Origin of the sequence: Rhodococcus sp. DMU1, from assembly GCF_012272955.1 — a bacterium.
GTDB lineage: Bacteria > Actinomycetota > Actinomycetes > Mycobacteriales > Mycobacteriaceae > Rhodococcus > Rhodococcus aetherivorans.
Window position 1 is genome coordinate 951,965 of the sequence record NZ_CP050952.1, and the last position, 14,660, is coordinate 966,624.

Annotated in this window: 12 protein-coding genes and 1 pseudogene; 5 read left to right on the forward strand and 8 right to left on the reverse strand. The window is 69.9% G+C overall.

The features are described from left to right. Window positions 1-41 precede the first annotated feature (41 nt). The 4 genes from HFP48_RS04425 (at window position 42) to HFP48_RS04440 (ending at window position 4,070) form a co-directional block, all read left to right on the forward strand. Complete coding sequence (locus HFP48_RS04425; protein ID WP_168579079.1) at window positions 42-1,442, forward strand: MFS transporter; 1,401 nt, start codon at window positions 42-44, stop codon at window positions 1,440-1,442. Then, complete coding sequence (locus tag HFP48_RS04430) at window positions 1,439-2,323, forward strand: transketolase (RefSeq protein ID WP_006937900.1); 885 nt, start codon at window positions 1,439-1,441, stop codon at window positions 2,321-2,323. Before HFP48_RS04425 ends, HFP48_RS04430 begins: the two co-directional genes overlap by 4 nt. Continuing rightward, complete coding sequence (locus HFP48_RS04435) at window positions 2,320-3,309, forward strand: transketolase C-terminal domain-containing protein (RefSeq protein WP_006937901.1); 990 nt, start codon at window positions 2,320-2,322, stop codon at window positions 3,307-3,309. Before HFP48_RS04430 ends, HFP48_RS04435 begins: the two co-directional genes overlap by 4 nt. A 104-nt stretch (window positions 3,310-3,413) precedes the next feature. After that, window positions 3,414-4,070, forward strand: a complete 657-nt coding sequence (locus HFP48_RS04440; protein WP_065923032.1) for a GntR family transcriptional regulator — start codon at window positions 3,414-3,416, stop codon at window positions 4,068-4,070. 256 nt (window positions 4,071-4,326) lie between these two features. Here HFP48_RS04440 and HFP48_RS04445 read toward each other — a convergent pair. From HFP48_RS04445 to iolC, 7 genes and pseudogenes are all read right to left on the reverse strand, one after another. After that, window positions 4,327-5,105 (reverse strand): annotated as a pseudogene (locus tag HFP48_RS04445) (sugar phosphate isomerase/epimerase family protein); the annotation flags it as partial. Window positions 5,106-5,110: 5 nt separating this feature from the next. Beyond that, entirely contained in the window at window positions 5,111-6,151 is a 1,041-nt protein-coding gene (locus tag HFP48_RS04450; RefSeq protein WP_168579080.1) for a Gfo/Idh/MocA family oxidoreductase, read from the reverse strand. 21 nt (window positions 6,152-6,172) lie between these two features. Continuing rightward, a complete protein-coding gene (locus HFP48_RS04455; RefSeq protein ID WP_168579081.1) occupies window positions 6,173-7,078 on the reverse strand; it encodes a sugar phosphate isomerase/epimerase in 906 nt (301 codons plus the stop codon). Between the two features lie 28 nt (window positions 7,079-7,106). Next, complete coding sequence (gene iolD / locus HFP48_RS04460) at window positions 7,107-9,122, reverse strand: 3D-(3,5/4)-trihydroxycyclohexane-1,2-dione acylhydrolase (decyclizing) (RefSeq protein ID WP_168579082.1); 2,016 nt, start codon at window positions 9,120-9,122, stop codon at window positions 7,107-7,109. A 4-nt stretch (window positions 9,123-9,126) separates the two neighbouring features. Then, window positions 9,127-10,020 carry a 5-deoxy-glucuronate isomerase gene (gene iolB, locus HFP48_RS04465; protein ID WP_168579083.1) on the reverse strand — a complete coding sequence of 298 codons (894 nt, stop codon included), beginning with the start codon at window positions 10,018-10,020 and terminating at the stop codon, window positions 9,127-9,129. Between the two features lie 5 nt (window positions 10,021-10,025). Beyond that, a complete protein-coding gene (locus HFP48_RS04470) occupies window positions 10,026-10,928 on the reverse strand; it encodes a hypothetical protein (protein ID WP_006937913.1) in 903 nt (300 codons plus the stop codon). Further along, complete coding sequence (gene iolC, locus HFP48_RS04475; protein ID WP_161995557.1) at window positions 10,921-11,907, reverse strand: 5-dehydro-2-deoxygluconokinase; 987 nt, start codon at window positions 11,905-11,907, stop codon at window positions 10,921-10,923. Before iolC ends, HFP48_RS04470 begins: the two co-directional genes overlap by 8 nt. A gap of 196 nt (window positions 11,908-12,103) precedes the next feature. Here iolC and HFP48_RS04480 point away from each other — a divergent pair, with 196 nt between their 5' ends. Continuing rightward, on the forward strand, window positions 12,104-12,841 hold the full coding sequence (locus HFP48_RS04480) for a GntR family transcriptional regulator (RefSeq protein ID WP_168579084.1): 738 nt from the start codon (window positions 12,104-12,106) through the stop codon (window positions 12,839-12,841). A gap of 605 nt (window positions 12,842-13,446) precedes the next feature. Here the strand turns inward: HFP48_RS04480 and HFP48_RS04485 are convergent. After that, the gene (locus tag HFP48_RS04485) at window positions 13,447-14,637 is read right to left on the reverse strand and encodes an acetyl-CoA C-acetyltransferase (protein WP_161995413.1); all 1,191 of its coding nucleotides are present in this window, start codon (window positions 14,635-14,637) and stop codon (window positions 13,447-13,449) included. Between the last annotated feature and the right edge of the window lie 23 nt (window positions 14,638-14,660).

Consider the following 14,660-nt stretch of genomic DNA (forward strand, 5'->3'; position numbering starts at 1 on the left):
CCGATCCCCACCGGTCCTCCCGGTTCGAAGAGGAGATGTTCATGAGCACCGATGCTCTCCGGATGCGTGGTCCCGTCCACGGCACGAAAGACGCGAAACGCGTCGCGATCGGCTCCTCGGTAGGGGCGGTCATCGAGACCTACGACTTCATCGGCTTCGGCACCGCCGCTGCCCTGTACTTCGGTACCGCCTTCTTTCCCAGCGGCGATCCGGTCATCGGTACCCTCGCCGCCTTCGCCACCCTCGGTGTCGGATTCGCGGCCAGGCCCCTCGGCGGCATCCTCGGCGGACACCTCGGGGACAGGATCGGGCGCAAGCCCGTCCTGGTCGCCTCCCTCATCGTCATGGGCCTGGCCACGTTCGCGATCGGCCTGCTACCGACCTACACCCAGGTCGGACTCGTCGCCCCGGCCCTGCTGGTGACGGTGCGGATCGTCCAGGGTCTGGCCTTCGGCGCCGAGTGGGGCGGGGCGATCCTGATGAGCTACGAACACGCCCCCTGGAAGGCCAAGGGCCGCTACACCGGCATCGTCCAGGCCGGCTTCCCGGTCGGACTGCTGCTGGCGAATCTCGTCTTTCTCTTCAGCGTGCACCTCGACGGTGACTGGGCGTGGCGCGTACCGTTCCTCGCCAGCATCGTCCTGGTTGTCGTGGGCCTGATCATTCGGTCCAAGGTGCCCGAGTCGCCGGTCTTCGAAGACGTCAAGGACAGCGGCGAGATTGCCGCGTCCCCGGTGCTCGAGTCGATCAAGAAGGACTGGCGCGACATCCTGCGCGGCATCGGGCTGCGGGTCGCCGAAACCGCCGGATACGCCGTCTCGATCACCTACATGATCTCCTACCTGCACACCAACGACCTGGCCGGAAAATCCGAAACGCTCCTGGCGCTGTGCGTCGCCTCCGCGATCGGCATCGTCGCCACCTTCGCCTGGGCCGCCCTGACGGACCGCATCGGGCGGCGCCCGGTGTACCTGGGCGTGTGCGCCTTCGCCGCCCTGTTCGGCGTGCCGATGTTCCTGCTGGTCAACACCGGCCTGTTCGTCCTGATCGTCGCCACGATCGTCATCGCCTACGCGGTGTGCCAGAACGCCCTCGCCGGCGCCCAGGGTGCCTGGTTCCCCGAACTGTTCCAGGCGGCGCGGCGCGCGTCGGGCGCCTCCCTGGCCTACCAGATCTCGGCCATGGTCTCCGGCTTCACCCCGTTCGTCACCACCCTGCTCTACGTCTCTCTCGGCTGGGTCGGCCCGGCCCTGCTGTTCAGTGCCTTCGGGCTGATCGGCTTGATCACCGCCCTGCTCACCCGGGAGACCTGGGGTGCGGCCGAACGTCGCCTCGCCGACGAGGCCACCCGCTCAGAAGAACACGCCTCCGGCCCCGGCGGCGCAACGCTGCGCCACCGGTCCGGGACGGCATCGAGCACCAAGGAAAAGGAACTGCTGTGACCACCACTGCGCACGCCGGCGCCGTCCATCGCGACCGCCGCCTCGCCGCCGTCGACGAGTTCGCCTACCGCCTCAGGCACAATGTGCTCGACATGGGCCAGGAACAGGGCCAGGGCTACGTCGGACAGGCCCTCGGCGCGGCCGACATCCTGGCCACCGTCTACGCGGAGCACCTCCGGTTCCGTGCCGACGACCCGGACTGGGCCGGCCGCGACCGGTTCCTGCTCTCGACCGGCCACTACGCCATCGGCCTGTACGCAGCGCTCGCCGAGGCCGGGATCGTTCCCCGCGACGAACTGCTGACGTACGGCTCGGACGATTCCCGCCTCCCGATGTCGGGTATGTCGACCTACACCCCCGGCATGGAGATCTCCGGAGGCTCGCTCGGGCACGGTCTCCCCATCGCCGTGGGAATGGCCCTGGGTCTGCGCCACCAGGACTCGCAGGCACGGGTGTTCAACTTCCTGTCCGACGGTGAGCTCGACGAAGGTTCGACCTGGGAAGCGGCGATGAGCGCGCACCACCACCAGCTCGGCAACCTGATCGCGATGGTCGACATCAACGCCCTGCAGGCCGACGGCCCGACCGCCGGGGTACTGAGCACCGAACCCGTGCACGACAAGTGGACCGCCTGCGGCTGGCGCACCTACCGCGTCGACGGCAACGACACCGGCGCCCTGCTCGGCGCCTTCGACGAGGCCGCGGCCGGTGCCGCCGTGCGCGGCGCGCCGGCGGTCGTCCTGTGCGACACGCGAGTCGGCAAGGGCGTGCCGTTGCTGGAGACCAGGGAGAAGGCCCACTTCATGCGCATCGACGAGCACGAATGGCAGATCTGCCGCGACCAGTTGACCGCCGGATACGACCTCGAGGATGCTCGATGACCACCACCGCCCCCAAGCTCAAGACGTCGGCGATGATCGCCTCCTTCGTCGACCCCGGCCAGAAGACGACCGCCGCGCCGTTCGGCCACGCACTGGTCGCGGCGGCACGGGAGAACGACAAGATCGTCGGACTGTCCGCGGATCTGGCCAAGTACACCGACATGCACATCTTCGCCGAGGCGTTCCCGGACCGCTTCTTCCAGATGGGCATGGCCGAGCAGCTGCTGCTCGGCGCCGCCGCCGGCATGGCCGAAACCGGACTGGTGCCGTTCGCCTCGACCTACTCGGTGTTCGCCGCCCGTCGCGCCTACGACTTCCTGTGCCTGGACATCGCCGAACCGAACCTCAACGTCAACATCGTCGGCGGCCTGCCCGGCCTGACCACCGGCTACGGCCCGAGCCACCAGGCCACCGAGGACATCGCCATCTTCCGGGGCATGCCCAACCTGACGATCGTCGACCCGTGCGACTCGGTCGACATCGAGCAGGCGGTACCACAACTGGCCGCCTGCGAGGGGCCGACCTATCTGCGATTGCTGCGCGGCAAGGTCGCCACCGTCCTCGACGAGTACGACTACACCTTCGAGCTCGGCAAGGCCAAGGTACTGCGCGACGGCAACGACGTGGTCTTCGTCGCCAGCGGCCTGATGACCATGCGGGCACTGCAGGCGGCGCAGGAGCTGTCCCGGCACAACGTCGATGTCGCCGTGGTCCACACCCCGACGATCAAACCGTTCGACGCCGCCACCGTGCTCGCCGAGATCGACACGGACCGCCTCGTGGTCACCCTCGAGAATCACACGGTCGTCGGAGGGCTGTTCGAAACGGTGGCCGCTGCCGCCGCCGGGGCGGGGCTGGGCCGGAAGATCACCCCGATCGCGCTGCCCGACCGCTTCCTCGACGCCGGTGCCCTGCCGACGCTGCACGATCGTTACGGCCTGAGCACCGACCGCATCGTCGCCCGCGTCCTGGACGAGCTGAGCTGAGCTGACGCAGTGTGGACGGGCCCGCGCCGCCGCCGGCGCGGGCCCGTATCATTGTCGACAGACTGCTGTCGACAGTCGCCCGCTGACACCGCCTGGAGGCATCAATGGCCGCACAACCTGCCGCGCTGCTCGGACTGGAGAAGACCAGTTTGCGCCAGCAGGCCGTCGCGGCTCTGCGCAGCGCGATCACCAGCGGCGCCCTCGCCCCCAGCAGCCCGCTCGTCGAAACCGAGCTGTCCGAGATGCTCCAGATCAGCCGCGGCACCTTGCGCGAGGCCATGCGCCAGCTCCAGCAGGAAGGCCTGATCTCCGCCGGCGCCCGGGGCCGGCTCTACGTGCGCCACCTCGACGCCAAGGAGATCCGCGACATCTTCGCCGTCCGCGCGGCCCTCGAAGCCCTCGCGGTCCGGGAGCTCGCCGAGCTTCCCGACCGCTCCACCGTGGTCCCGGCCCTGCGCGCGGCGCTCGACATCATGGCGCGTGCCGAGCACGATCTCGATGCGCGCATCGAGGCGGATCTGAACTTCCACCGCATCCTCTGCCGTCTGACCGGCAACGAGACACTGATGCACTCGTGGCAGTCCCTCGAAGGGTCGATCCGCATGTCCATCATGTTCGCCGGCCTGGAAAAGGCTGTCGGCAACATGGACGTCGGACGGCACAGCGCCATCGTCGACGCCATCGAAACCGGCGACTCCGACGAAGCGGCCGCCGCCGTGCGTTCCCATATGAAATGGGCTGCAGCCAACCTCGTTTCGTAGCCGGTTTCCCTCCGATACCGCCGGTCCGGCCGTCGTGGCGCTTCTCCGCGCCCGTTCGGGCGGTGGAGTGGTCCCCGCGCTTCGACAGGCCGCCGACGCATCCCCGCGACGAGGGGCGCGCCGGCGGCCTGTCCTGTGCGCGCGGGTGATGAATATGGGCATATGTCTTGACATATACCGGGGCTATGTGTGAGGGTCGTCACTACGGATTAGCACGTGCTAAACCGCTCGGATTACATCTGCAGACTCTTCCCTCCATCACGGTGTCGTCACGGTCGTAGAAACCGATCTCGGCGAGGCCCCCGAAGAACTCGTCCCAGTCGACGTCGCCGTCGCCGATCTTCAGGTGCTGGTGGACACGGACCGCGTTGCCGGGGGGATTGGTGATGTAGCGAAGGCCGTGCGAGGCGTGATGGTCCATCGTGTCCGCGACGTGCACCAGGCGGAGCATGTCGCCGGCGGTCCGCATGATCTCCAGCATGTTGCCGCCCATGTGATAGGTGTGGCAGGCGACGTACACCAGTCCGAAGTTCTTCGAATTGATACCGCGGATCATCCGGATGGCGGCCAGTCCGTCCTCCACGAAGTCGTCCGGGTGCGGGTCGATCCGGACGTCGATGCCCTCGCGTTCGATGATCGGGACGAGTTCCTCCATCGACCGGTAGAACGCCCGCTCGGACTCCTCGGCCTTCTCCGGCCGGCCCGAGAATTCGGTGTTCATCACGTTCACACCCAGGTCGACCGTGATCTGGATGGCGCGCTTCCAGTACCGCACCGCGGCTTCACGCGCATCCTCGTCCGGACCGGACCAGCGCAGCACGGGGAGCACGGAGGCGATGCCGACGCCCGCGTCGGCGCACGCCTTGCGGAACTTGGCCACCAGCGCGTCGTCCGCCTTCGGATGGTTGAAGAACGGGATCATGTCCACGTGCGGGGTCAGCTGGAGGTATTCGTAGCCGAGTTCGGGACGACCCCGGGCAGCTCGAGCAGCGAGTGGGAGTGGTGGAACGGGGTGGGATCCAGTGCGATCTTCACGGCGGTCACGCTCCCGGGACGGACGCGCGGTCCACCATGTCCACGGCGACCCGCTCACCGGTCTCGAGCGAACGGACGCCGGCCTCGCACACCGCCGCGGCGGCGTAGCCGTCCCAGGCGCCGGGACCGTCGACGTAGCTGCCGGTCTCGGCGCCCGACCGTACCGCGTGCACCCAGCGCTGGATCTCGGCGTCGTAGGCGGCACCGAAACGCACCCGGAAGTCCGGCGTGATGGTGCCGCCCCAGACGCCGGGGCGGGTCTTGCGGACCAGTCCCACGTCCAGGCCGATCATCGCGGAGCCGAGCTCGCCGACGACCTCGGTGCGCACCTCGTACGCCAGGCGGGTGGTGACGAACGCCTCGACGTCGACGTGGCGGCCGGTCTCGGTGGTGAAGATGGCGATCTGCGGATCCTGCAGATCGGAGCCGGAGAGCGTGTTGGCCGTCGGCCTGATGATCTGCACGGAGGTGATCTCCTCGGCGAACAGGAACCGGGTGACGTCGACCTCGTGCACGATCGAATCCTTGACGATCATCGCGCTGTCGAAGTACGGCGGGACCGCAGGGTTGCGGTGCGCGCAGTGCATCACGAGCGGCTGCCCCAGCTCGCCCGCGACGAGGGCGGCCTTGAGCTGTTCGTACTCCGCGTCGAACCGGCGCATGAACCCGACCTGGATCAGCTTCCTGCCGAGCTGGGCCTCGCGCTTGACGATCTCGAGGGACGTCGCGGCGTCGGTGGTCAGGGGCTTCTCGCACATGACGGGCTTGCCGGCGTCGAGGCAGGCGAGCAGCTGCTTCTCGTGCGTGGGTCCCGGGGTGGCGAGCACGACGGCATCCACGTCGTCGGCGGCGATCGCGTCGAGCGGATCGGCGACGACGCGGGCGCCGGGCACGGTGGCGGCGACCTGCTCGGCCTTCTCGGTGAGGTAGTCGTTGATCACGGTGACGCGCGCGCCGCTGATGCGGTCGGTGATGCGGGCGACGTGGTCGGCGCCCATCATGCCGACGCCGAGCACGGCGATGCGGAGATCGGTGTTGTCGGACATTCTCGGTGGCTCCTGACGTACTCAGACGAAGCGGACGGCTGGAATCCCGCAGGACCCCAGGTACTTTCGGGTGCGCTGTGCGATCGGCAGCGGGGCGTCGACCGGGCAGGGGTACATGTCCTGCTCGACGATGGCGAACACGTCGATCCCGAGCTGCTCGACCGCCTCGAGCAGGGGCGGCATGTCCGGGATGCCGCGTGGCGGTTCGGTCATCGCGCCGAGGCGCACGGCTTCGCCGAACGGCAGGTCCTCGGCCTCGACCTTGGCGCGGACCTCGGGATCGACCTGCTTGAGGTGCAGGTAGCCGATCCGGTCGGGGTGCTTGGCGATGATCGCCAGGTTGTCGCCGCCGCAGTAGCTGATGTGACCGGTGTCGAGGCACAGGTTGACGAACTCGGGATCGGTGCCGTCGAGGAACCGGTAGACGTTCTCTTCCGTGTCGACGTGGCTGTCGGCGTGCGGATGGTACTGGGCACGCACGCCGTACTTCTCGAACATGGCCTTGCCGAGCTCGTTTATGCCGCCGGTCTTCTTGCGCCACTGCTCCGGCGTCAGGTTGCGGTCCTCGAGCACCTCGCCGGTCGCGGGATGCCGCCACATCTCCGGGATCACCACGACGTGGGTTCCGCCCACCGCGGCGGTGAGCTGGGCGACGTCCTCGATCTGGGACCACACCGCGTCCCAGGAGTCGTCCTGGTGGAGGTGCTCGAACACCGTGCCGGCAGAGAGCTTCAGGTCGCGGGCCGCGAGCTCGTCGGTGAGCTGCTGCGGCTCGGTGGGCAGATAGCCGTAGGGGCCGAGTTCGATCCACCGGTAGCCGGCCGCCGCTACCTCGTCGAGGAAACGGGTGTAGGGCGTCTGCTGCGGGTCGTCCGGGAACCAGACGCCCCAGGAGTCGGGAGCGGAGCCGACGCGGATGGTGCTCATGTGGTGGGTGTCCTTCTCTCGGTGGGGGTCAGTTGTCGGTGGAGGACGATTCGGGCGCGGGTTCGGACGGGCGCAGGTAGGGACGCTGGACCTTCTTCCACGCCTCGTACACCTCGCGGGCCTGCTGTGTGGACTCGAGCGTCGAGGTCTCCGATACGGGGACGTCCCACCAGGATTCGCTGTCGGGTGCGCCGATGAGCGGGTCCGTCTCCACGTGGACGACGGTGGCGCGGTCGGACGCCTTCGCGGCCTCCAGGGCGTCGGCGAACTCCGCGGCGGTCGTCGCCCGCAGGACGTCCACGCCGAGGCTGGCGGCGTTGGCCGCCAGATCCACCGGCAGCACGCCGCCGTCCAGCCGGCCCCGGTCGCTGCGATAGCGGTACGAGGTGCCGAAGCGCTGCGAGCCGAGCGATTCCGACAGCGAGCCGATGGAGGCGAATCCGTGGTTCTGCACCAGCACCACGATCACCTTCACGCCCTCCTGCACGGCGGTGACGAGTTCGGTGGCCATCATCAGGTAGGAGCCGTCCCCGACCATCACGAAGACGTCCCGGTCGGGGCATGCCATCGCCACGCCGAGCCCGCCGGCGACCTCGTATCCCATGCACGAGTAGCCGTATTCCACGTGGTAGCCCTTGGGATCCCGGGTGCGCCACAGCTTGTGCAGGTCGCCGGGCATCGACCCGGCGGCGCACACCACGACGTCCCGCGGTTCCGAGATGGCGTTGACGAGCCCGATGACCTCGTTCTGGGTGAGGGCTTCGGCACCCGTCGCGACGTTCGTGCCGTGCACGCCGGGGGAATAGACGGCGTCGACGGTCGCCTCCCAGTCGGCGGCGAGCTGCGCGACGAGGGCGCGGTAGCCGTCGGAGACGGCGTAGCCCGCCAGCGCCTCGTCGAGTGCCTCGATCGTCTCGCGGGCGTCGGCGACCACGCCGACGGCGCCCTGCTTGACCGCATCGAACGACGCCACGTTGATGTTGACGAACCGCACGTCGGGGTCGGTGAACGCGGTGCGGGACGCGGAGGTGAAATCGCTGTAGCGGGTGCCGATCCCGATCACCAGGTCGGCCTCGGCGGCCAGGGCGTTGGCGGCGGTGGTGCCGGTCGAGCCGATTGCTCCCACCGACTGCGGGTGGTCGTAGGGCAGCGAGCCCTTTCCGGCCTGGCTCTGCCCGACCGGAATCCCGGTGCGCTCGCAGAACCGCGCCAGCGCGTCCGTCGCGCGGCTGTAGACGACGCCGCCACCGGCGACGATCAACGGCCGGCGCGCCGACCGGATCGCCTCGGCCGCACGGGCCAGCGCTGCGCGCTCGGGCAGCGGGCGGCCCACGTGCCAGGTCCGTTCGGCGAACAGGGACACCGGCCAGTCGAACGCCTCCGCCTGCACGTCCTGCGGGATCGCGACGGTGGCGGTGCCGGTCTCGACCGGGTCGGTGAGGACCCGCATCGCGCCGAGCAGGGCCGCGGGCAGCTGCTCCGGCCGCCAGACCCGGTCGAAGAAGCGCGACACCGGACGGAAGCAGTCGTTGACGGTGACGTCCCCGGAATCGGGACGTTCGAGTTCCTGCAGGACCGGAGCGCTGGCACGGGTGGCGAACGTGTCCGCCGGCAGGAGCAGCACGGGCAGGCGGTTGATCGTCGCGAGGGCGGCACCGGTGACCATGTTGGTCGAGCCCGGTCCGACGGATGCGGTCACGGCCCAGGTCTGGAGGCGGTCCTTCATGCGGGCGTAGGCGACGGCGCTGTGCACCATGGCCTGTTCGTTGCGGCCGAGCACGTACGGCAGGGAGGGCTCGCGCCCGGCGTCGAGGTCCTCGGTCTCGGCCTGCAGCAGAGCCTGGCCGAGGCCGGCGACGTTGCCGTGTCCGAAGATGCCGAAGCAGCCGGCGAAGAACGGGGTGCGCTCGCCGTCGCGTTCGACGTGCTGGGCGGCGAGGAACCGCACGGTCGCCTGCGCCACGGTCAGGCGCACGGTCTGCTCGGTGTCCGGCGTGCGGATTCCGGTGACCGCGCCGTCGCGGTCGGAGTTGATGGGCGCCACTGGTCTACTCTCCTGAGCTCTGGGGCGGGCGGCCGGTGTGGAGCGGCAGTCGGGGATCGATCTCCTGGTGTTCCCAGCTGGTGCGGAGCCAGGTGTGGGCGGGGTCGTCGCAGATGCGCCAGGCCCGTTCGGGGCCGGGTCCGGCCATGACGTTGAGGTAGTACATGTCGTAGCCGGGGGCCGCGATGGACGGGCCGTGGTAGCCGTGCGGGACGAGCACGACGTCGCCGCTGCGGACCTCCTCGAGCACCTCGATCGGCCGCTCGGGCGTGCCGTAGACCCGGTGGAAACCGAATCCTGGTGTGCCCGTCTCGCCTTCGTCGATCTCGAAGTAGTAGATCTCCTCGAGCTCGGACTCGGCGTCGGTGTTCTCGTCGTGCTTGTGGGCGGGGTAGGACGACCAGTTGCCGCCCGGGGTGATGACCTCGCACGCGATGATCGAGTCGGCGTCGAAGACATCCGCGGTGCCGAAGTTGTGCACCTGACGGCTGCAGTTGCCCGCGCCGCGCAGTTCGACGGGGACGTCGGCGGCCGGGACGTACCGGAACGGCATCCGGCGGGTGGCGCGGGCACCGCAGAGCGCGAAGCGGCCACCGGCCGCGCTCGCGACCCGGAAGGAGCTGTCGACGCCGACGTAGGCGAAGTCGGTGGGGCCGTCGAAGACGCTCCGGCGGCCGGCGAGCGTCACCGTCTCGTCGGCGCAGCGCACCTCGGCGGAGCCGGACAGCGGCACGACGAGGATCTCGTCGTCGCCGGACCGGTGCTCGACGTGCTCGCCGGGGCCGAGTTCGACGACCCACAGGCTGGATTCGGACCACCCGGCGGTCCCGGGGGTGACGGCCACGGTGAACGGGGCCTCGCCGGTGGAGCGGGCGGGCAGGTAGTACTTGCTGTTCACGGCGCTCACCGCACCAGCGAGACGGCGGTCGCGACGGCGCCGGCGACGTCGTCGTCGTGCGGGTACAGCAGGGTGCGCCCGACGACGAGGCCGCGCACGGACGGCAGGCCCAGCGCCTTCTCCCAGGCGGCGAAGGCGGCGTCGGGATCGCTGGGGTCCCCGCCGAGCAGCAGGGTCGGCAGCGTGGTGGCGTCCATGACCCGCTCCATCTCGTCGACCACGGGCAGCTTCATCCAGGTGTAGGCGGAGGTGGATCCGATGCCCTGCAGGATGTGGATCGACTTGATGACCGCGTCGGGCGACAGGTCGTTGCGGACCTTGCCGTCGACGCGCCGGGAGAGGAACGGCTCGAGCATAGCGATCAGGCCGTGGTCGGCGAGTTCGTCGACGGCCCGGGCACACTCGGTCATCATCGACAGGGTGCCGGGATCGTCGAGCGCCACCCGGCAGAGCATCTTCGCGCCGTTCATGCGGTACCGGGCGGTCGACGCGGCGGTCGCGCCGGTCATCCGGTCGTCGAATTCGAAGGTGGCGCCGGCGAGCCCGCCGCGGTTCATCGAGGAGAAGACCACCTTGTCCTCGAGCGCGCCGAGCAGCACGAGGTCGTCGAGGATGTCGGAGGTGGCGAGCACGCCGTCGACGCCCGGGTCCGCCAGCGCGGTGCGGAGCCGGTCGAGCAGGTCGGTGCGGCTGTTCATGGCGGTGGGCCGGTCGCCGACGGCCAGGGCGCCGCGGGCGGGGTGGTCGGCGGCGACGATCATCAGGCGCCCGTCGCCGCGCGTCGCGGGCCGGGTGGCCCGCGCGGCCCAGGCCCGTTCGATGGCGCCCGGATCCTCGGCGCGCAGCTCGGTGATCTCGCCGTAGGTCCGCTGGGGCGGGGTCGACGGCAGGGTGGAATTCTCAGACATCGACGGCCTCCGTGGCGGTCGCGTCGGCGAGGTGGGCGACCTCGTCCGCGGTGGGCATGGCGGTGGAGCATTCGAGGCGGGAGGCCACGATGGCGCCTGCGGCGTTGGCGTAGCGCAGGGTCTTCTCGAGCGGCCACCCGGCGAGCAGTCCGTTGATCAGCGAGCCGCCGAACGCGTCGCCCGCACCGAGGCCGTTGACGACGTCCACGGGGTTGGGCGCGACGGTCACCGACTGCGAGCGGGTCTTGCCGAGCACGCCTTTCGGGCCCTGCTTGACGATCGCGAGCTCGACGCCGAGGTCGAGCAGGGCGTCGGCCGCGCGGTGCGCATTGGTCTCGCCGACGGCGATCTCGCACTCCTCACGATTGCCGACGGCGACGGTGACGTGCTGCAGTGCCCGCTGGACCTGCTCGGTGGCGGCCGCCGGGGAATCCCAGAACATCGGCCGGTAGTCCAGGTCGAGGACCGTGTGCCGGATTCGGCCGCGCGCCTCCCAGGCGGCGAAATGTGCACTGCGGCTGGGTTCTTCGGACAGTCCGGTCACCGTCGCCCAGAACAGCCGCGCGGTGCGGACGGCCTCGAGGTCGAGGTGTTCGGGCTGGATCTGCAGATCGGGAGCCGACGGACGGCGGTAGAAGTAGAGCGGGAAGTCGTCGGGCGGGAAGATCTCACAGAAGGTGACCGGGGTGGGGTAGCGGCCGTCGGTGATCAGGTGCCGGGTCCGGACGCCGAGCCGCTCGAGTTCGGCGCGGACGAACCGGCCGAACGGGTCGGCGCCGATCCCGGAAATCAGGGCACTGCTGCGCCCGAGCCGGGCCGCGGCAACGGCCACGTTCGCGGCGCTGCCGCCGAGAAACTTGCCGAAGGTCGACACGTCCTCCAGTCCGACGCCGGTCTGGAGCGGGTAGATGTCGACGCCGCTGCGTCCGATGGCGAGCACGTCCAGCGGGCGCTCGGTCTGCGTCTGCGTGGTGGTCAAGGCTGCACTCCCGAAAGATGATGGTGGCAGTCCGCGGGGATCGCGGCGTCCACAGAAACTGTGCGCCATGTCACCGACGCGTGTCAATGTTTTGTCCTGACATATTGACTTGCAATCAAGCGTATGTCCGTGTTCACATACACTTCAGCTGAATCCGCGGTCCGCCGGGCCGCCTCGCTGGAGATCGGAGTGGTCCGTGAGTGCACAGCTCGCAGTCGAGCTCGACCGTTCGAGCCCGGTACCGCTGTACTTCCAGCTTGCCCAGGCCATCGAAAAGGCCATCCTTGGTGGGGATCTCGCCCCCGGCGACCGGTTCGAGAACGAGCTCGCGCTGGCGCAGCGGCTCAATCTGTCCCGCCCGACCACCCGGCGCGCCATCCAGGAACTCGTCGACAAGGGTCTGCTGGTACGCAAGCGCGGGGTCGGCACGCAGGTCGTCCAGAGTCCCGTCCACCGTCCCGTGGAGCTGACCAGCCTGTTCGACGACCTCGCCCGCGCGGGGCAGACCCCCACCACGAAGCTCCTCGACTATCGGGTGGGCCCTCCGGCCGAGGAGGTCGCGCTCGAACTCAATCTCGGGCCGGACGCGGAGGTGGTGTCGATCCGCCGGCTGCGGTGTACCAACGGGGAACCGCTGGCGATCATGAACAACTACCTCCCGGTCGCGATCGCGCCGGATGCGGACGAACTCGAGGATCACGGCCTCTATCAGTCGCTTCGTGCGCGCGGCGTGCACATCCGGCTGGCCCGCCAGCGCATCGGAGCGCGAGCGGCCACCCGCGAGGAGGCCGGCCTGCTCGACGAGAAGACGGGCGCGCCCCTGCTCACCATGAACCGCACCGCGTACGACGACTCGGGAACCGCCGTGGAGTTCGGTAGTCACTGCTACCGCGCGTCGCGCTACCACTTCGACACCACCGTCGTCGACCGCTGAGAACCCGCGGGCGCCTCTCGTGATGTCGTCGCGGCCGTCGTGGTGAACGCGGCAATCTCGGCGCATCTCCTCACGCTCGCGGCGCCGGCATCGGAGTCGCGGTCGCCGCGCTGACCGTCACCGTGTGCGGGGCAGCGGGGGCTGTGCGGCACCTGCCCGCCGGCGCGGAGTACTCGCTCGCCTCCGTCGTCCTGGCTCTGCTACGGGCACCGACGGTGTTCGAGAGTGCGCGGATGTCCCGCGCGCTCGGTGCCGCGGTGACCGGTTCGGCTCCCGAGCGGGTTCACCGATGACGTTCGGAACCGTTGCCGAACAGTATCTTTCGATTCCTATTCGGGCCTGGAGGCATGCGCACACCGAGGTCGAATCTGACAGCGACAGCGACGGGATCGCCCTCATCCTCGCCAACCCGGACGCGCTGGCCGCCGCCTTATCTCGGAGCGAGGGGACATTCGCACTTCAAGCTCTATCCCGCATACCCGGTCGACCGCGTCGCGCGCCGGCCGGCGCGCGACAGGGTCCCCGGACACGCGTTCGGGCGGAGGCGATCGTGTCGCCTCCGCCCGAACGTGACGGTCCTCGACGGATCCTCGAGGTCGCGGGTCCTACGCCTTGGGGACGCGGACGATGAGGGCGTCGCCCTGGCCGCCGCCGCCGCACAGGGCCGCGGCCCCGACACCGCCGCCGCGGCGGGCCAGTTCGAGCGCCAGGTGCAGCACGATCCGGGCCCCGGACATCCCCAGCGGGTGGCCCAGCGCGATGGCGCCGCCGTTGACGTTGATCCGGGCCGGGTCCAGCCCCAGCTCGCGGCCGGAGGCGATCCCGACCGCGGCGAACGCCTCGTTGATCTCCACCAGGTCCAGCCCGGCCGGGTCCAGGCCCTCCCGGGCGCAGGCCTTGGCGATCGCCCGGGCCGGCTGGGACTGCAGCGTCGAGTCCGGGCCGGCGACCACCCCGTGCGCGCCGATCTCGGCGAGCCAGGACAGACCCAACTGTTCGGCCCTGGCCCGGCTCATCACCACCACCGCGGCCGCCCCGTCGGAGATCTGCGACGCCGACCCGGCGGTGACGGTGCCGTCCTTCGCGAACGCCGGCCGCAGCGCCGCCAGCGACTCGGCGGTGGTCTCCGGGCGGATGCCCTCGTCGGCGGTGACCACGACCGGCTCGCCGCGGCGCTGCGGGATCGACACCGGCACGATCTCCGCGTCGAACAGCCCGTCCTTCTGCGCGCGGGCCGCCCGCTGGTGGCTGGCGGCGGCGACGGCGTCCTGCTCGGCGCGGGAGACGAACCGGGTGCCGGTGTTGGCGGCCTCGGTGAGGTTGCCCATGGCCTGGTCGGTGAAGATGTCGTGCAGCCCGTCGAAGGCCATGTGGTCGCGCAGGGTCACATCGCCGTACTTGAACCCGGCCCGGGAGTGCTCGAGCAGGTGCGGGGCCTGGCTCATCGACTCCTGGCCGCCGGCGACGACGATGTCGAACTCGCCGGCGCGGATGAGCTGGTCGGCCAGCGCGATCGCGTCGATGCCGGACAGGCACACCTTGTTCACGGTCAGGGCGGGCACGTCCATCGGGATGCCGGCGGCCACCGCGGCCTGCCGGGCCGGGATCTGGCCGGCGCCGGCGGTGAGCACCTGACCCATGATCACGTACTCGACCTGCTCCGGGGCCACCCCGGCCTTGGCGAGGGCACCGGCGATGGCGACCCCGCCGAGGTCCGAACCGGAGAGGTCCTTCAGGGCGCCCTGCAGACGCCCCATCGGGGTCCGGGCTCCGGCAACGATGACAGAACTGGTCACGATGGGGTCTCCGATCTTGTTGT